Origin of the sequence: Leucobacter iarius (genome assembly GCF_039530105.1) — a bacterium.
Lineage (GTDB): Bacteria > Actinomycetota > Actinomycetes > Actinomycetales > Microbacteriaceae > Leucobacter > Leucobacter iarius.
In genome coordinates this window covers 234,188-251,814 of sequence record NZ_BAAAOB010000004.1, presented here as the reverse complement: position 1 = coordinate 251,814, position 17,627 = coordinate 234,188, and the positions used below count along the sequence as shown (strand labels likewise).

General features: G+C 70.2%; 14 protein-coding genes and 1 rRNA gene. 9 read left to right on the top strand and 6 right to left on the bottom strand.

The features are described from left to right. The first annotated feature begins 3 nt into the window (after positions 1-3). The 3 genes from rrf (at position 4) to ABD169_RS14260 (ending at position 5,367) form a co-directional block, all read left to right on the top strand. Positions 4-120 (top strand): 5S ribosomal RNA (gene rrf / locus ABD169_RS14270). Positions 121-495: 375 nt separating this feature from the next. Then, positions 496-1,872: an NAD-dependent succinate-semialdehyde dehydrogenase gene (locus ABD169_RS14265; protein WP_344033280.1), complete on the top strand. Its 1,377-nt coding sequence runs from the start codon at positions 496-498 to the stop codon at positions 1,870-1,872. Between the two features lie 96 nt (positions 1,873-1,968). Further along, the gene (locus tag ABD169_RS14260) at positions 1,969-5,367 is read left to right on the top strand and encodes a pyruvate carboxylase (protein ID WP_344033278.1); all 3,399 of its coding nucleotides are present in this window, start codon (positions 1,969-1,971) and stop codon (positions 5,365-5,367) included. A gap of 94 nt (positions 5,368-5,461) precedes the next feature. On the opposite strand, the gene ABD169_RS14255 is transcribed toward ABD169_RS14260, so the two are convergent. Both ABD169_RS14255 and ABD169_RS14250 read right to left on the bottom strand, forming a co-directional pair. Next, positions 5,462-6,313 carry a Sir2 family NAD-dependent protein deacetylase gene (locus tag ABD169_RS14255; RefSeq protein WP_344033276.1) on the bottom strand — a complete coding sequence of 284 codons (852 nt, stop codon included), beginning with the start codon at positions 6,311-6,313 and terminating at the stop codon, positions 5,462-5,464. Then, on the bottom strand, positions 6,310-7,944 hold the full coding sequence (locus ABD169_RS14250; protein ID WP_344033274.1) for a PucR family transcriptional regulator: 1,635 nt from the start codon (positions 7,942-7,944) through the stop codon (positions 6,310-6,312). Before ABD169_RS14250 ends, ABD169_RS14255 begins: the two co-directional genes overlap by 4 nt. Positions 7,945-8,025: 81 nt before the next feature. Between ABD169_RS14250 and lysA the strand changes: the two genes are divergently transcribed. The 4 genes from lysA (at position 8,026) to ABD169_RS14230 (ending at position 12,178) form a co-directional block, all read left to right on the top strand. Beyond that, positions 8,026-9,351, top strand: coding sequence for a diaminopimelate decarboxylase (gene lysA / locus ABD169_RS14245; RefSeq protein WP_344033272.1), 1,326 nt, complete (start codon positions 8,026-8,028; stop codon positions 9,349-9,351). Between the two features lie 93 nt (positions 9,352-9,444). Next, positions 9,445-10,374 carry an ABC transporter substrate-binding protein gene (locus tag ABD169_RS14240; RefSeq protein WP_344033270.1) on the top strand — a complete coding sequence of 310 codons (930 nt, stop codon included), beginning with the start codon at positions 9,445-9,447 and terminating at the stop codon, positions 10,372-10,374. Then, entirely contained in the window at positions 10,371-11,351 is a 981-nt protein-coding gene (locus ABD169_RS14235; RefSeq protein ID WP_052961571.1) for an amino acid ABC transporter permease, read from the top strand. The genes ABD169_RS14240 and ABD169_RS14235 overlap by 4 nt, the downstream gene beginning before the upstream one ends. Continuing rightward, positions 11,348-12,178: an amino acid ABC transporter ATP-binding protein gene (locus ABD169_RS14230; RefSeq protein WP_344033268.1), complete on the top strand. Its 831-nt coding sequence runs from the start codon at positions 11,348-11,350 to the stop codon at positions 12,176-12,178. The genes ABD169_RS14235 and ABD169_RS14230 overlap by 4 nt, the downstream gene beginning before the upstream one ends. 4 nt (positions 12,179-12,182) lie before the next feature. Here ABD169_RS14230 and ABD169_RS14225 read toward each other — a convergent pair whose 3' ends face one another. Then, on the bottom strand, positions 12,183-12,884 hold the full coding sequence (locus ABD169_RS14225) for a TetR/AcrR family transcriptional regulator (protein ID WP_344033266.1): 702 nt from the start codon (positions 12,882-12,884) through the stop codon (positions 12,183-12,185). A gap of 141 nt (positions 12,885-13,025) precedes the next feature. On the opposite strand from ABD169_RS14225, the gene ABD169_RS14220 reads away from it, so the two are divergent. Both ABD169_RS14220 and pyrE read left to right on the top strand, forming a co-directional pair. Beyond that, a complete protein-coding gene (locus tag ABD169_RS14220; protein WP_344033264.1) occupies positions 13,026-14,378 on the top strand; it encodes a flavin monoamine oxidase family protein in 1,353 nt (450 codons plus the stop codon). Positions 14,379-14,387: 9 nt separating this feature from the next. Further along, positions 14,388-14,942 carry an orotate phosphoribosyltransferase gene (pyrE, locus tag ABD169_RS14215; RefSeq protein WP_046456794.1) on the top strand — a complete coding sequence of 185 codons (555 nt, stop codon included), beginning with the start codon at positions 14,388-14,390 and terminating at the stop codon, positions 14,940-14,942. A gap of 70 nt (positions 14,943-15,012) precedes the next feature. Here pyrE and ABD169_RS14210 read toward each other — a convergent pair whose 3' ends face one another. The 3 genes from ABD169_RS14210 to ABD169_RS14200 are packed head-to-tail and all read right to left on the bottom strand — an operon-like array spanning position 15,013 to position 17,566. Beyond that, positions 15,013-15,957: an arginase family protein gene (locus ABD169_RS14210; protein WP_344033261.1), complete on the bottom strand. Its 945-nt coding sequence runs from the start codon at positions 15,955-15,957 to the stop codon at positions 15,013-15,015. A gap of 2 nt (positions 15,958-15,959) precedes the next feature. After that, entirely contained in the window at positions 15,960-16,760 is an 801-nt protein-coding gene (locus ABD169_RS14205; protein WP_369699859.1) for an amino acid ABC transporter ATP-binding protein, read from the bottom strand. Next, entirely contained in the window at positions 16,757-17,566 is an 810-nt protein-coding gene (locus ABD169_RS14200; protein WP_344033258.1) for an amino acid ABC transporter permease, read from the bottom strand. Before ABD169_RS14200 ends, ABD169_RS14205 begins: the two co-directional genes overlap by 4 nt. Between the last annotated feature and the right edge of the window lie 61 nt (positions 17,567-17,627).

Below are 17,627 nucleotides of genomic sequence, written 5' to 3'. Positions count from 1 at the left end.
AGTTACGGCGGTTATAGCGTCAGGGAAACGCCCGGTTACATTCCGAACCCGGAAGCTAAGGCTGACTGCGCCGATGGTACTGCACTCGGGAGGGTGTGGGAGAGTAGGACACCGCCGGACCCCTTTTTCGAACGGGGCCAGACTGATCTTGGGGGAGCGTGATGCTTCCCGGGTCGGACTGGCCCCGTTTTTGTTTGCACGCCCGAACGGGCGGCCCCGGGGCGGGGCGGTCTCGCACGAACGCGAGACCGCCCCGCCCCTTTTTGTGTTTCCGGAGACCTTCGTTCCAGGGGACGCGCCGCTGCCGGCCTGGGCGGTCGCCGCTGCCGGCGAGGCCGCGGACCGCGCCGATCTCCACTTCTCCGGGTCACTCTGTCTGCGAGACCACCGAAGCCCGGAGCAGCTGAAGGTGCGCTCGACCCGTGAAAGATGCGAGCATAGACCTGACCGGCGACGACGTGGTTCGCCGTGTGGAAGACAGGAAACAGATAGATCATGGCGAAGTATCGAGTTCAGAACCCCGCGACGGGGGAGATTGTCGAGACCTTCGAATCCGCGACCGACGCGCAGGTCGAAGCACAGCTCGCCGCGGCGGACACCGCCTACCGCGAATGGCGCGAGCGCAGCGTGCAGGAGCGCGCCGCCGTCGTGAAGCGCGTCGCCGAGATCTTCGCGGAGCGCCGCGAGGAACTGGCCGAGATCATCGCCCTCGAGATGGGCAAGTCGATCGCCGAGAGCCTCGACGAGGTCGACTTCGCGACCGCGATCATCGACTACTACGCCGTCTACGGCCCCGGTCTGATCACCGACTACGAGATCCCCAGCACGATCCCCGGCAAGGCCGTGATGGAGCACCTGCCCCTCGGCGCGCTCCTCGGCGTGATGCCGTGGAACTTCCCGTACTACCAGGTCGCCCGTTTCGCGGCACCGAACCTCGTGCTCGGCAACACCATCATCCTCAAGCACGCCGACATCTGCGCGAAGTCGAACCTCGTGATCCAGGAGATCATGGAGCAGGCCGGCGTTCCCGTCGGCGGCTACCAGGCGGCGTTCGTCTCGCACGAGCAGATCGCGACGATGATCGCCGACCCCCGGGTGCAGGGCGTCTCCCTGACCGGGTCCGAGCGGGCGGGCGCGATCATCGGCGCCCAGGCGGGCACCCACCTGAAGAAGTGCGTGCTCGAGCTCGGCGGGATCGACCCCATGGTCGTGCTCGACTCCGACGACGTCGCGGGCGTCGCCAAGGCCGCGTGGGACTTCCGCACCTACAACGCCGGTCAGGTCTGCAACTCGAACAAGCGCCTCATCGTCATGGCCGACATCTACGACGAGTTCGTCGCCGAGCTCGTGAAGCTCGCCGAGGGGCTCGCTCCCGGCGATCAGCTGAACCTCGGCGAGGGCGAGTACGTGCCGCTCTCCACCCGTGCCGCGGCCGAGACCGTGCACGCGCAGGTGCAGCAGGCGGTCTCCGAGGGCGCACGGGTGCTCGCGGGCGGCGTGCTGTCCGAAGGCCCCGCGGCGTACTACTCGCCGACCGTGCTCGTCGACGTGCCCCGCGAGTCCGACTCGTACCGTGAGGAGATCTTCGGGCCCGTGGCCACCGTCTACAAGGTGCGCAGCGACGAAGAGGCCCTCGATCTCGCGAACGACTGCGCGCTCGGCCTCGGCGGCTCCGTATTCTCGACCGACGAAGCCCGGGCGGCCCGCGTCGCATCGAAGCTCGAGGTCGGCATGGCGCACGTCAACATCATCGCGGCCGAAGCCGCCGAGATCCCGTTCGGCGGTGTGAAGCGTTCCGGCTTCGGCCGCGAGATGGGACCGGTCGGCATCGGCGAGTTCGCCAACAAGCGTCTCTACTTCGTCTCGGAGTAGCGCAGAACCACGGCCGCCCCTCGCGTACGCGAGGGGCGGCCGTTTCCCTCAGCAGCCTCCCACCCCGAGGCCCCCGAGAAAGGACCCGCACCACCGATGTTCCGGAAGATCCTGGTCGCCAACCGCGGCGAAATCGCCATCCGCGCATTCCGCGCAGCCTACGAGCTGGGCGCGAAGACCGTCGCCGTGTTCCCCTACGAGGACCGCAACTCCCTGCACCGGTTGAAGGCCGACGAGGCCTACCTGATCGGGACGGAGGGACACCCCGTCCGGGCGTACCTCGACGTCGCCGAGATCGTGCGGGTCGCGTCCGAGGCGGGCTGCGACGCGATCTACCCCGGATACGGCTTCCTCTCGGAGAACCCCGAACTGGCCGCCGCCGCCGAGGCGGCGGGGATCCGCTTCATCGGGCCCGGTCGCCGAGCGCTCGAGATGGCCGGCAACAAGGTCGCCGCCAAAGAGCACGCGATCGCGGCGGGCGTACCGGTGCTGCGCTCGACGCCGCCCTCGACCGATGTCGACGCGCTCATCGCGGGCGCCCGCGAGATCGGCTTCCCGGTGTTCGCGAAGGCCGTCGCCGGCGGTGGCGGACGCGGCATGCGTCGAGTGGAGCGCGAGGAGGACCTCCGCGACGCGCTCGAGAGCGCGATGCGCGAGGCGGAGTCCGCGTTCGGCGACGCGACGATGTTCATCGAGCAGGCCGTGCTGCGCCCGCGCCACATCGAGGTCCAGGTGCTCGCCGACCGCACCGGTGCCACCGTGCACCTCTACGAGCGCGACTGCTCGGTGCAGCGCCGTCACCAGAAGGTCGTCGAGATCGCGCCGGCCCCGAACCTCGACCCCGCCGTGCGCGACGCGCTCACCCGCGACGCCATCGCCTTCGCCGAGTCCATCGGCTACGAGAACGCGGGCACCGTCGAGTTCCTGCTCGACACCGAGGGCGAGCGCGCCGGCGAGCACGTGTTCATCGAGATGAACCCGCGCATCCAGGTCGAGCACACCGTCACCGAGGAGGTGACCGACGTCGACCTGGTGCAGGCGCAGATGCGGATCGCCGCGGGCGAGACCCTCGCCGAGCTGGGACTCACCCAGGATCGGATCCAGCTGCGCGGAGCAGCGCTGCAGTGCCGCATCACCACGGAGGACCCCGCGAACGGGTTCCGGCCCGACCTCGGCCGGATCACGGCCTACCGTTCGCCGGGCGGCGGCGGTGTGCGTCTCGACGGCGGCACCATCAACCCGGGCGCCCACATCAGCCCCCACTTCGACTCGATGCTCGCGAAGCTGACCTGCCGCGGCCGCGACTTCGCGGGCGCGGTCGGTCGCGCAGAGCGCGCGCTCGCCGAGTTCCGGATCCGCGGTGTCTCGACCAACATCCCGTTCCTGCAGGCCGTGCTCGCGGACCCCGCGTTCCGCGCCGGCGACGTGTCGACCGCGTTCATCGAAGAACGTCCGGAACTGCTCACGCTCAACAAGCCGAAGGATCGCGCGACCCGCGTCCTGCAGTATCTCGCCGACGTGACGGTGAACCAGCCGAACGGTGCGCGCCCGGGCGCCATCGAGCCGCGCGTCAAACTGCCCGTCGTCGACCTCGATGCGCCCGCGCCCGCGGGCTACCGTCAGCGCCTGCTCGAGCTCGGACCGGACGCCTACGCGAAGAGCCTGCGCGAGCAGACGGCGCTCGCGGTCACCGAGACGACCTTCCGCGACGCCCACCAGAGCCTGCTCGCGACGCGGGTTCGCACGCGCGACCTGCTCGCCGTGGCGCCGCACGTGTCGCGGCTCACTCCGCAGCTGTGGTCGGTGGAGGCGTGGGGTGGCGCGACCTACGACGTCGCCCTGCGGTTCCTCGGCGAGGATCCGTGGGACCGCCTCGCGGCCCTCCGCGAGGCTCTGCCGAACGTGCCGATCCAGATGCTGCTGCGCGGCCAGAACACGGTCGGGTACACGCCCTACCCGGAATCCGTCGCCCGCGCGTTCGTGCGCGAGGCCACGGCGACCGGGGTCGACGTGTTCCGCATCTTCGACGCGCTCAACGACGTGAACCAGATGCGTGTCGCCATCGACGCGGTGCGCGAGTCGGGCACGGCCGTCGCCGAGGTCGCCATGGCGTACACGGGCAACCTCCTCGATCCGAACGAGGACAAGTACACGCTCGACTACTACCTGCGCCTGGCCGACGAGATCGTCGGGGCCGGGGCCCACGTGCTCGCCATCAAGGACATGGCCGGTCTGCTGCGTCCCGCGGCGGCGGCGAAGCTCGTCCGTGCGCTGCGCGAGCGCTTCGACCTGCCGGTGCACCTGCACACCCACGACACCCCGGGCGGCCAGCTCGCGACGCTGCTCGCGGCGTCCGCCGCCGGTGTGGACGCGGTCGACGCGGCCTCCGCGCCGATGTCGGGGACCACGAGCCAGCCGTCGCTGTCGGCGCTCGTCGCCGCGCTCGCCGATACCGAGCGGGACACGGGCCTGTCGCAGGACGCGGTGTTCGCGCTCGAGCCCTACTGGGACGCGGTCCGGGCGCTCTACAAGCCCTTCGAATCAGGGCTGCCGTCGCCGACCGGTCGGGTCTACACGCACGAGATCCCCGGAGGCCAGCTGTCGAACCTGCGCCAGCAGGCGATCGCGCTCGGCCTGGCCGAGAACTTCGAGAAGATCGAGGACATGTACGCGGCGGCCGACCGGATCCTCGGTCGGATCCCCAAGGTCACGCCCTCGTCGAAGGTCGTCGGCGATCTGGCGCTGCACCTCGCCGCGGTCGACGCCGACCCCGCCGACTTCGAGCAGAATCCGCAGAGCTACGACGTCCCGGAGTCGGTCGTGGGCTTCCTCGCCGGCGAGCTCGGCGAGATCCCGGGCGGATGGCCGGAGCCGTTCCGTTCCAAGGTGCTCGCCGGACGTCAGACGCGGCCCGAGATCGCGGCGGTCTCCGCCGAGGACGCTGCGCTGCTCGACGGCAGCAGCGCCGAGCGCCGCGACGCGCTGAACCGGCTGCTCTTCCCGCAGCCCACGGCGCAGCTCCAGTCGGCTCGGGAGCGCTTCGGCGACCTGTCGATCCTCGACACGGGCGACTACCTGTACGGGCTCGACTCGGGCACCGAGCACGCGGTCGACCTGGCGAAGGGGGTCCGCCTCTACGTTGGGCTCGAGGCGATCGGCGAGGCCGACGACAAGGGCGTGCGCACCGTGATGGTGCGGGTCAACGGGCAGCTGCGTCCCGTCTTCGTGAAGGACGAGCGGGTCGCCGTCTCGGCACCGGTGGCGGAGAAGGCCGACCGCACCGTGCCGGGGCAGATCGCCGCGCCGTTCTCGGGCACGGTCACCGTCAAGGTCGCGGTCGGCGACCGGGTGGAGGCCGGCCAGCCCGTCGCCGTGATCGAGGCGATGAAGATGGAGGCCGCGATCACCGCTCCCGTCTCCGGCACCGTCGCGCGCGTCGTGTTCTCGGGAGTGCGGTCCGTCGAGGCGGGCGACCTCATCGTCGTCGTCGAGTAGCGCGAGAGCCGGAAGGCGATTCGGGTTCAGAAGGACGATCCGGGTGGGATCGTCCTTCTGAACCCGAATCGCCTTCGGACGCCGACGCCGATCGTCAGAGCAGCCGGGCGGCGAGGCCCGAGAGGGTCTCGCTCACCCCGCCCTCGATACGCACGGAGGCGCGCGCGTCCGCCGCGGTGGGCCCGCGGTTGATCACGCCGATGGGCAGCTCGCGCCGGGTCGCGCGATGCACGAGCCGTACCCCGGTGTTCACAGCGAGCGAGGAGCCCGCGATGAGCAGACCCGCGGCGTCGGAGAGCAGGGTCTCGGCCGCGGCGAAGACCTCGCGCGGCACGTGCTCGCCGAAGTAGACGACGTCGGGCCGCAGCATGCCGCCGCAGGCGGGGCAGACGGGAACGACGACGCCCGCGACGCCCTCGACCTCCGCGTCGCCGTCCGGAGCGATCCGCGCACCGGCGTTCGCCTCGGCGAACCCGGGGTTCGCGGTGTCGAACCAGGTCAGCACCTCGGCCCGGCTCCAGCGGTGCCCGTGCTCCACGCAGCGGATCGTCGCCCCGCTGCCGTGCAGCTCGACCACCCGCCGCGCACCCGCGCGCTGATGGAGACCGTCGACGTTCTGCGTGGCGATCCCGGTGAGCATCCCGGACGTTTCGAGCGCGGCCGCGGCCCGGTGCCCGGCGTTCGGCTCGACGTGCAGGGCGTCGAAGCCGACTCGGGCGCCGGCCCAGAATCGCCGCCGGTACGACTCGTCGTGCAGGTACTGGTCGATGCGCATCGGGTTGCGCGGCGGGGAATCGGGCCCGCGGTAGTCGGGGATGCCCGAGTCGGTGCTGATCCCGGCCCCGGTGAGCAGCAGCACGGGGCCGTCGGCGAAGACGGAGGCGAGCGCGTCGAGCGCGAGCCGCGCGTCGGCGGGATCGGAGGACGGGGTGAACCAGACGGTCATGCGGCGACTCCTTCGCTGCGCAGCTGCAGCCAGATGGTCAGCAGCGTATCCGGATCCTCGAGCGGGATCCCGTGCGTTCGCTCGGCGCGTCGCAGCCGGGCGCGCACCGTGTTCTCGTGCACGCCGAGATCGGCGGCGGTGCGCGCGACGTTCCCGAAGCGCTGGCACCAGGCCAGCAGCGTCTCGGCGGCCGGTCGGTCGGCGTCGACGAGCTCCCGGACCTGCGGGAACCTCAGCTCGGGCTCGGCGGCGAACAGCTCGGCGCTGCGCTCGAAGACCAGCAGCGGGCGCAGCAGCGTCGGGGTGAGGACCCGATCGGTCACCGCCCAGTGCGCCGCCGTGTCGAAGAGACGGTCGGCCACGGCGCGGTGCGGTGCGACCTCGACCGCGCGATGCACGATCCCCGGCGCGGCGATCGTCGTGCCGGTGTCGAGCAGCCGGTCGAGGATCGGCAGCAGCGGTTCGGCGAGGCGGATCGCCGCGTCCAGCCGATCGCAGGCGAACAGCGCGTAGACCCTTCCGCCGTGCGCCACGGTCACGACCTCCGGCCGGTGCACCGCGAGGTGCCGCTGCACGGTGGAGCGCAGCTGCGCGATGCGGGCCGGGTGGTCGAGCACGGCCGTTCGGCCGTCGGCCTCATCGCGTCCACCGGGATCGAAGCCGAGGATCGCCGCTCCGCGCTCCTCGGGGATCCCGAGCTCGGCGAACTCGGACCCGACGACGCCGGATCCCGTGATGAGCGTGCGCAGGCGGTTCTCGCGCGGGATCCGCCCCGCGTCGCGCACACGGAGGTCGTTGAGCATGTGCGCCGCCGCGACGGCCGCCGCGCTGCTCACGCGATGGATCTGCTCCTCGGTGATCGGGTCGTCGCCGGTGGGATCGATGGCCCAGACGGTGCCGAGCGGCAGAGCCCCGGCACGGATCGCCGTGACGACGCGGGGGAGCTCCTCGCCCAGCTGGGCGTACTTGAGCGGGACGTCGGACCGGACCGCGGTGCGGTACTGGTCGTCGTTGAACGGGGAGTCGGGGACTCGCCGGGCCAGGATCCCCTGCGTGCGGAACGGGTCGATGGCCTGCCCGGGCACCGAGGAGTACGCGATGATCCGACGCCCGAGGTCCTCGATCGCGACGGAGCCGCCGAAGAACTCGGCGAGCTCGTTCGCGAGGGCGAAGAGCGGCTCGGCCCCGCGGTCGAGGTGCGCGTCGTCGGTGTGGCGGTGCTCGCCGAGCTGCTGCGAGATGAGCGCCTCGAACAGCCGCCACCCCACTCGCTCGTGCACGCGCAGGATCGGGATGCCGCTCGTCTCGGCCACGGCCGTGAGCGTCGCGACCTCCTCGTCGCGGCTCTTGAGCGCGAGCGCCGCGTAGCGGGCCGCGACGGCGGCGCTCGCGAGGGCGCTCAGCTCGGTCGCCGCGAGCGCGGAGCCCGAGGGGATCAGCAGGATGGCCCCCGGTTCGTCGGGGAGGTCGTCGAGTGCGTCGTAGAACTCGGTGCCGAGCACCTCGCGCTCGGTGTCGGCCGGACCGAGCAGTTCGGCGCTCTGCGGGCCGAGCTGGGCCAGCAGAGCGCCGAGCGTGACGGCGATGTGCGGTTCCGCGATCGGAAGGATTGGGGAAATCCCTGCATTCATGATGACAATCTATGCGATATCGACACGAATCGGGAGCCGTGCTGCCCGTAGGCTCGACCCATCGACCAGATAGGAGACGCCGTGAACGCGCACCAGGACCAGCAGCACCAGCCGTCGCCCGAGGGCACCCGTCTCGGCGAGCTGTGGAGCATCCTCCCCGAGGAGTCCTCGCGCGTCGACGGCCCGGAGGGCGGCGAGCTCGCGATCGGCGGGATCCCCGTCACCCGCCTGGTGGAGGAGTACGGCACCCCGCTGCAGATCTTCGACGAGGCCGGTCTCCGCCGCCAGGTACGCCGCTTCGTCGACGGCCTGCACGAGCGCTGGCCGGACTCCGAGGTGCTGTTCGCCTCGAAGTCGCTGCCCGTGGTCGGCATGTACGCGCTCGCGCAGGAGGAGGGGCTGTCGGTCGACGTGGCCGGCGGCGGTGAGCTGCAGCTCGCGCTCGCCGCAGGCGTCGATCCCGCACGCCTGCACTTCCACGGCAACGCGAAGAGCGACGCCGAGCTGCGCATGGCGCTCGACGCGGGCATCGGCACGATCATCGTCGACAACGACGACGAGATCACCCGCCTGGAGCGCCTGCTGACGAAGCCCCAGAAGCTGCTGCTGCGCGTGATCCCCGGCGTCGACGCCAAGACCCACGCCTCGCAGGCGACGGGCGGGCTCGACTCGAAGTTCGGCCTGCCCATGGACCAGGCCGCCCAGGCGATCGCCCGCATGCAGGCCCACCCGCTCATGGAGTTCGAGGGCGTGCACCTGCACATCGGCTCGCAGATCCTCGACACCGAGCAGTTCGCCGAGGCCGTCGAGAAGATCTCGACGGTGGGCACCTTCGACACCTACGACGTGGGCGGCGGACTCGGCGTCAAGTACACCTACGACGAGGTCGCTCCGAGCGTCGAGTCCTACCTCGACGCGATCGTGGAGGCCGCCCGCGCGAACCTGCCCGAGGGCGCCCGGATCATGATCGAGCCGGGCCGTTCGCTCGTCGCCCGCGCCGGCGTCTCGGCCTACCGAGTCGTGACCGTCAAGCACACCGGCAAGACCTTCGTCGCGGTGGACGGCGGCCTCGCCGACCTCATCGACATCGCCCTCACCGAGCAGCGCTACGAGCCCGTGCTCGCCAACCGCCTCGACGAGGCCTGGATCGAGACCGCCCAGGTGGTCGGCCGTCAGTGCGAGTCCGGCGACCTGCTCGTCGACCGCGCCCAGCTCCCGCCCGCCCGCGTCGGCGACGTGCTCGTGATGGCGACCACCGGCGCCTACTCGTACACCCTGGCGAACAACTACAACGGCGCGCTCAAGCCGGCGATCGTGTTCGTGCGCGACGGCGAGGCCCGCCTCGTCGCCCGGCGCGAGACCTACGAGGACCTCCTCGCATTGCACGCACCGGCGCTCGCCGGATGAGACCACGGGGTCGGGCCTTCGGGCTCGGCCCCGTTTCCATTGCGGCTCCGCGCCGCACCCCGACCATCCTCCAATGAAGAAGGACCTGTCACCATGCGCAAGCACGTCTCCCGTACCCTCATCGGCGTGGCCGCCGTCTCGGCCCTGCTGCTCACCGGCTGCTCGGGCGGAGGTGGGGGCGCCGACAGCGGCAAGCCGAACCTCCCGAAGGGCGACGAGGTCAGCACCAAGGTCGATCCCTCGCTGAAGAAGCTGCTGCCCGAGGACATCCAGAAGAAGGGGTCGATCGACATCGCCGTCGACATCCCCTTCCCGCCGCTCTCGGCCTACGACGCGAACAACCGGGAGATCGGTTTCGATCCCGAGCTCGGACGCCTCCTCGGGCAGAAGCTCGGCGTCGACGTCGTGCTGTCGAAGCAGGCCTTCGACAGCGTGATCCCGTCGATGCAGGCGAAGAAGCACGACATCATCATGAGCGGCATGAACGACACCCCCGAGCGCGAGCAGACGATCACCTACGTCGACTACACGCACGGCGGGTTCGCGATCCTGGTGAAGCCGGGCAACCCGAAGAAGATCACCGGGCAGAGCGCGCTCTGCGGGAAGACGGTGTCGGTGCAGAAGTCCACGATCCAGGGCGAGCTGCTGCGCGCGACCAAGTGCAGCGGAGCCCCGGTCACCGTGATGGAGCTGCCGACCGACCTCGATGCGCTGACCGCGCTGCGCGCAGGCAAGAGCGACGCCTATTCGGCCGACGCGGTCGTCGCCGACTACGTCGCCGCGACGACCGACGACGGCAAGGCCTACGAGATCGTGCGCGACCCCGAGAACCCTGCCGGATTCAACCCCGTCTACAGCGGCATCGGCGTGCTGAAGAGCAACACGCAGCTGGTCGACGCGATGCAGAAGACCCTGCAGGCCCTCATCGACGACGGCAGCTACCAGAAGGTGCTCGAGCGGAACCACATGGAGGCCTACAGCGTGAAGACCGCCGAGGTCAACCAGGGCGGGAAGACCCAGTGACCGTCACGGCTCCCGCAGCGGCATCGCTGCAGCTGAGCACCGAGGACGACGTCGACGCGATCCCCCTCCGCCACCCGTGGCGCTGGGTCGGCGCGGTCGCCGTGATCCTGGTCCTGGCCTTCTTCCTGTACTCGGTCGGGACAAACCCCAACCTCGACTTCGCGACGGTCGGCACCTTCGTGTTCGATCCGCGGATCCTGGCCGGCGTCGGTCTGACGGTGCTCATCACGCTCATCTCGATGGTCGTGTCGACACTGCTCGCCGTGCTCGTGGCGGCGATGCGGCTCTCGAAGAACCCGGTGCTCTCGGGCGTCGCCTGGTTCTACGTCTGGGTGTTCCGCGGCACCCCGCAGATCGTGCAGATCGTGCTCTGGGGGTATCTGGGGCTGCTCTACGAGAAGCTGACCCTCGGGGTACCCTTCACCGACGTCGTCTTCTGGCAGGTGAACACCAACGACCTGATCAACGCCTTCGTCGCGGGCACGCTCGCGCTGACGCTGAACCAGGCCGCCTACTCCTCGGAGATCGTGCGCGCCGGCATGCTCTCGGTCGACGAGGGGCAGCGGGAGGCCGCGTACTCGCTGGGCATGTCGCCCGTGTACACGTTCCGCCGGGTGCTGCTGCCGCAGGCGATGCGCGTGATCATCCCGCCGATGGGCAACGAGACGATCTCGATGCTGAAGAACACCTCGCTGCTCATGGTGATCGCGGTTCCCGAGGTCTACACGGCCGCGACCATGATCTCGGCCCAGAACCTCAAGCAGGTCGAGCTGCTGATCGTCGCGAGCATCTGGTACCTGATCATGACCACGGTGCTCTCGGTGCCGCAGTACTACCTGGAGCGCCGCTTCGGCCGCGGATCCACCCGCACCCTGCCGCCCACGCCGTTCCAGCGGTTCCGGGCGATGCTCGACCGTCGTAAGCCCGGCCCCGCGCCGGCGCCCGCGACGCAGATGACGGAGGTGATCGGCGCATGAGCCCGATCGAGAATCAGACCATCGCGGCGCCCGTCGCCGCGGGCGAGCCCGGATCCCTTCCGGCGTCCGATGCGCTCGTGCAGATCCGCCGGGTCCGCAAGAGCTTCGGTGCGCACCAGGTGCTGCGCGACGTGTCGCTCGAGGTCCCCGCCGGCACGGTCACGGTGCTGCTCGGGCCGTCGGGCTCGGGCAAGTCGACGCTGCTGCGCTGCGTCAACCACCTCGAGACCATCGACGGCGGCCGGATCATCGTCGACGGCGAACTGATCGGCTACCGGCAGTCGGGGCACCGGATCCACGAGATGACGCCGAAGCAGATCGCGAAGCAGCGGCGCGGCATCGGCATGGTGTTCCAGAAGTTCAACCTGTTCCCGCACATGACCGCGCTCGAGAACGTGGTCGAGGCGCCCGTCGGCGTCGTCGGGCGGGCTCGGCCCCTCGCGCGGCAGCGGGCGATGGACCTGCTCGCGCGGGTCGGGCTCGAGGACTTCGCGGGCCACTATCCGGCGCAGCTGTCGGGCGGCCAGCAGCAGCGCGTCGCCATCGCGCGGGCGCTCGCCATGGATCCGAAGCTCATGCTGTTCGACGAGCCGACCTCGGCGCTCGATCCCGAGCTCGTCGGCGACGTGCTCGACGTGATGCGGGAACTCGCCCGCGACGGGATGACCATGATCGTGGTGACGCACGAGATCGGCTTCGCACGCAGCGTCGCCGACCAGGTGGTGTTCATGGACGGCGGAGTCGTGGTCGAGGCCGGGTCGCCCGCCGAGGTGATCGATGCGCCGCAGCGGCAGCGCACGCGGAACTTCCTCGAGAGCGTCATGTAGCGCCTCAGCGTCCGCCGCCCCAGCGCATCTGGAGACCGGTGAGCATGGCATCGAGACCGAGTTGGAAGACGAGGTCGTGCTCGTGCTCACCGGTCTCCTGCACGAGCGCGGCGAACGCCGCCTGGGTGTCGCCGAGCGCGGGGGCTCCGGCGTTCGGCTCGGGCTCGTAGATGTTCTCGGGGCCGGCGGAGTCGAGGGCCGCGCCGAAGATGAACGTCTCGAGCGCGCTGAGAGACGGGATGATGCTGCGGTCGTACCAGCCGGCTGCGCGGAACGCGGAGACGATCCGCTGATACATGCGCGAGGTGTCCGCGGTCTGCGAGACGGGGACGGCGACAATCAGGTCGACGAGTCTGGGGCGGGCGCGCAGGAACCGCAGGTAGCTCCAGGCCCACTGCGCGAGCGCATCGCGCAGCGACATCGCGCCGAATCCGGCGACGTTCAGGTGGCCGCTGATCTCCTCCTGCACCCACGCGAGCACCGTGCTCCGGGAATCCGCGTGGTGGTAGAGGGCGCCGGGCGAGACTCCGAGCCGTTCGGCGAGCGACCGCATGGTGAGGCGCTGCAAGCCATCGGATTGGATCAGGGCGAGGGCCGCCCGGGTGATCCGCTCGCGGTCGAGCCGGGCGACGCGCGGTCGGCCCCGGCCTCCGTAATTGAACACGGGCGGATCCGTGTTCGCGGCATCTGCGCCTTCCTCGACCATGATCGCAAGGGTATCCGCGATGGAGCATGACGCATAAATGAACAGAGCGGACAATCTTCCGTTCCGGATCGCCACGGACACGCACACTGTTGCGAACGGACCGCCGAATCGGCGGTCGCGAACCCCGAGGAAGGGCAGCTCATGGAGCACATCGAAACCGACGTCGTCGTCATCGGAGCCGGCGTCGCCGGGCTCACCGCCGCGCATCGCCTGCGCCAGGCCGGCCGCGAGGTCGTCGTCCTCGAAGCGCGGGACCGCGTCGGCGGGCGGGTCAAGTCGGACCTGTCGAACGGTTTCCTCGTCGAGGTCGGGGGCCAGTGGGTGGCGCCCGACCAGGAGCGGCTGATCGCGCTCATCGCGGAGCTGGGCCTCGAGACCTTCGCGCGCTACCGGGACGGCGACGAGATCTACATCGACCGTGCCGGTGCCCGGATCCGGCACACCACGGACCTGCCGCCGCTCGCCGCGGGCACGCTCGCCGAGATCGAGCGTCTGAGCGATGAGCTCGACGCCATCTCGAAGGAGGTCGATCCCTTCGAGCCCTGGACCCACCCGCGCGCGACCGAGTTCGACGCGGTCTCGTTCGACGCCTGGCTGCGCGCGAACACCGACGACGACGATGCGGTGGCCTTCGTCGCCCCGTTCGTCTCGGGCGGCATGCTGACGAAGCCGGCCGAGGCGTTCTCGCTGCTCGCCGCGCTCGTGATGGCGGCCAGCGCCGGCGGCTTCACGGATCTCGCGGACCTCGACCTCGTGCTCAACGAGCGCGTGCTCGGCGGCATGCACAACGTGCCGTTCCGCCTGGCCGAGGAAGTGGGCCATGATCGGATCCGGCTGAACACCGATGTGCGCTCCGTGGCTCACGGACCCGACGGTGTGACCGTCACCGGCTCCGAGGTCGCGGTCCGTGCGCAGGAGGCGATCGTCGCGCTCGGACCGCACCTGGTGTCGCGCATCGACTTCGAGCCGGCGCTGCCGGGGCGCAAGGCGCAGATGCTGCAGCAGTTCTCGATGGGCAGCGTGATCAAGGTGCAGGCGTTCTACGACGAGCCGTTCTGGCGCGCGGAGGGGCTCTCGGGCAGCACCTACGGTCCGCACGAGATCGTGCACGAGGTGTACGACAACACGGCGCCCGACTACGCGGGCGGGACGCTCGTCGGCTTCATCTCGGATCGGCAGGCCGACGCCATGCTGGAACTGGACGCCGACGCGCGCCGCGAGGCGATCCTCGGATCCTTCGCGAAGTACTTCGGGGAGCGGGCGCTCGAGCCGGCCTTCTACACCGAGAGCGACTGGATCGACGAGGAGTTCACCCGGGGCGCCTACGGCACGAGCCCCGGCATCGGCGGGATCACCCGCTACGAGGAGCTGGTGCGGTCATCGGTCGGTCCGATCCACTTCGCCTGCTCCGACATCGCGGGCCTCGGATACACGCACATCGACGGCGCGATCCGCATGGGGGAGCGGGCCGCCCTGCTCGCCGCCGGGCAGTAGAATCGCAGCATGTCCGACGCGCGCAGCCAGCTCATCGAGCTCATCAAGACCGAGGCCGTGTTCCACGGCGACTTCACGCTCACGAGCGGGAAGAAGGCCACCTACTACATCGATCTCCGCAAGCTGAGCCTCGATCATCGTGCGGCTCCGCTCATCGGCCAGGTCATGCTCGACCTCATCGGCGACGTCGACGGCGTCGTCGCGGTGGGCGGCCTCACCATGGGCGCCGATCCGATCGCGTCGGCGATCATGCACCAGGGCGTCGCCCGCGGCGAGGTCTACGACTCGTTCGTGGTGCGCAAGGAGCCGAAGGACCACGGCCGAGGCCGCCAGGTCGAGGGGCCGGACCTCGCCGGCAAGCGCGTGATCGTGGTGGAGGACACCTCGACCACGGGCGGGTCGCCGCTCAAGGCCATCGAGGCGCTCGAGAAGGTCGGCGCCGAGATCGCCGCGGTCGCCGTGGTCGTCGACCGCCAGGCCCCCGCCAAGGAGCGGATCGAGGCCGCGGGCTACGAGTACCGGTACGCGATCGGTCTCTCGGACCTGGGGCTCGACCCCCAGTAGCGCGTCGAATCGATGGAGCGGCCCCGATCCTGAACAGGACCGGGGCCGTTCCGCGTTCGGGCGCCCAGGGTCAGCGGGCGAGGTCCCGCACCGTCGCTGCCTTCAGCGCCTCGAGCACCACGTGCGCCGCGAGGCTGCCCGTCTGATCGCGCAGGTCGTGCGTCGGCGAGACCGTGTTGACGTCGAGCACGACGACGTTCAGCGCGGCGACGCCCGCGAGCAGTTCGAGGCCCTGCGCCGTGGTGAGACCGCCCCACGCGGGCGTGACGACGCCCGGGGCGACCGCCGGATCGAACACGTCCATGTCCCAGCACAGATAGACGGGGCGCGCTCCGACGGCCTCGCGGACCTCGTCGAGGATCGCCGGGATGCCGGCCTCCCGGATCGCGCGCATGGGACGCACCCGGTAGCCGAGCCGCTCGGCGACACCGATCACGCCGGGCCGGCCGGCCACCTCGGTGTCCCTGATCCCGATGTGGAAGGACCGGCCCACGTCGACGACCCCCTCCTCCGCGGCGTGCACGAAGGAGTTCGCGTTGTTGTAGCGCTGCGGCTCGAACAGCTCGTACGCGTCGGTGTGCGCGTCGAAGTGGATGAGGACCAGGTCGGGGTGCCGTCGGTGGGCCTCCCGCAGTTGGGGGAGCGTCACCGCCCCGTCGCCGCCGAGCGTCACGGGGAGCGCGCCGGCATCGAGGATCGCGCCGATCTCGGCGGCGATCCGGACGAAGGCCTCGTCGACCTGGCCGGGGACCACATCGACGTCGCCGAGGTCGACGAGACCCAGGTGCTCGATCGGATCGATGCCGAGGTCCTCCGCGCTCTCCGCGACGAGCAGCGACGCCGCCCGGACGTGCGCGGGGCCGCCGCGCCCGCCGATGCGCGAGGGGTGCGCGCCCATGTCGAAGGGGACCCCGAGCACGGCGGCGCGGGCCCCGGCCGGCGAATCCGCGTGCGGCACCCCGAACAGGGTGCCCGACGGCCTGCGGGTCGAGCCCGTTCCCGCGTCGATGCCCACGGTCAGAGCACCTTCGACAGGAATTGCCGGGTCCGCTCGTGGGACGGGTTGGTGAAGACCAGCTCCGGATCGCCCTGCTCGATGATGGTTCCGGCATCCATGACGATGACGCGGTCGGCCACCTCGCGGGTGAACCCCATCTCGTGGCTCACCACGATCATGGTCATGCCGGCCGCGGCCAGATCCTTCATCACCTGGAGCACCTCGCCGACCATCTCGGGGTCGAGCGCGCTCGTGGGCTCGTCGAACAGCATGAGCGCGGGTCGCATCGCCAGCGCCCGAGCGATCGCGACGCGCTGCTGCTGTCCGCCGGAGAGCGAGCGGGGCCGGGCGTCCGCCTTGTCGGCGAGGCCGACGCGGGCCAGGAGCTCGCGGGCGTAGGCGATGGCCTCGCTCTTCTTCTCGCCCTTCACCCGCACGGGGGAGTGCCAGATGTTCTCGAGCACGGTCATGTGCGGGAACAGATTGAAGTGCTGGAACACGAATCCGATGTCGGCGCGCTGGTGGGCGAGCTCGCGGGCGGAGATCTCGACCGTGCGGCCGCCGCGCTGACGCTCGCCGATCCGCTGCCCGTTCACGTGGATCTCCCCGCCCTCGATGGGCTCGAGGCGGTTCAGGGTCCGCAGGAAGGTGGTCTTGCCGGCGCCCGACGGGCCGACCAGGACCACGACCTCGCCGCGCTGGATCTCGAGGGACACGTCCGAGAGGATCTGCCGGTCGCCGAACCACTTCTCGATGCCGACCGTGCGAACGATCGGCCCGTCGGAGGTCTGCACGGGGACGGTGTAGTCGGTGATGCTCACGCTGCGGCTCCTTCCAGGGCGGCGATGGGGTTCTTGGGGGCGATGCGGTCGCGCTTGCTGCGCATGCCGAAGAGCCGCTTCCAGATCGACTCGGCCTTCGGCAGGCCGGCCTTCGTGTTGAGCCAGTTCTCGATGGCGGTCTGGATCACGGTCCAGATCGTGGTGAGCAGCAGGTAGTAGAGCGCGACCACGATGTAGATCTCGAACGCCTTGAACGTCGACGAGGCCATCGTGCTGCCGACCTGGAACATCTCGGCGACGCCGATGATCGACAGGATCGAGGTGCTCTTCATGAGGCCGTTGAAGGAGTTGCCGAGCGGGGGCACCATGACGCGGATCGCCTGCGGGACGATGATCCAGCGCATGGAGCCGAGCGGGGTCATGCCGAGCGAGAGGGCCGCTTCGGTCTGGCCCTTCTCGATGGATTCGAGCCCGCCGCGGACGATCTCGGAGATGTACGCGCTCTCGTTGAGCATGAGGCCGATGATCGCGGCCTGCACCGCTCCCTTGATGAGGAATCCGACCGAGAGGTCTTCGAAGCGGAAGATGTTGGCCGCCGCGAAACCGGTGTAGAGGATCACGAGCTGGACCAGGAGCGGGGTGCCGCGGATGATCCAGACGTAGAGGCTGGCGATGACGCGCAGGGGGAGGAACCGGCTGCGCCCCATGAGGGCGACGACGAGACCGAGTACGAGCGCGAGCGCCATCGCGACGATCGAGATGATGATGGTCAGGGCGAGACCGTTCAGAAAGCTCTGGTTGGGGGCGAGCAGCGCCTGCCAGAAGTACTCCCAGTCGAATGTCATGGTGATGCGTCCTTGCATGTCGGGGTGCGGCGGGGCCGGATCGAGCGCCCCGCCGCGGGGT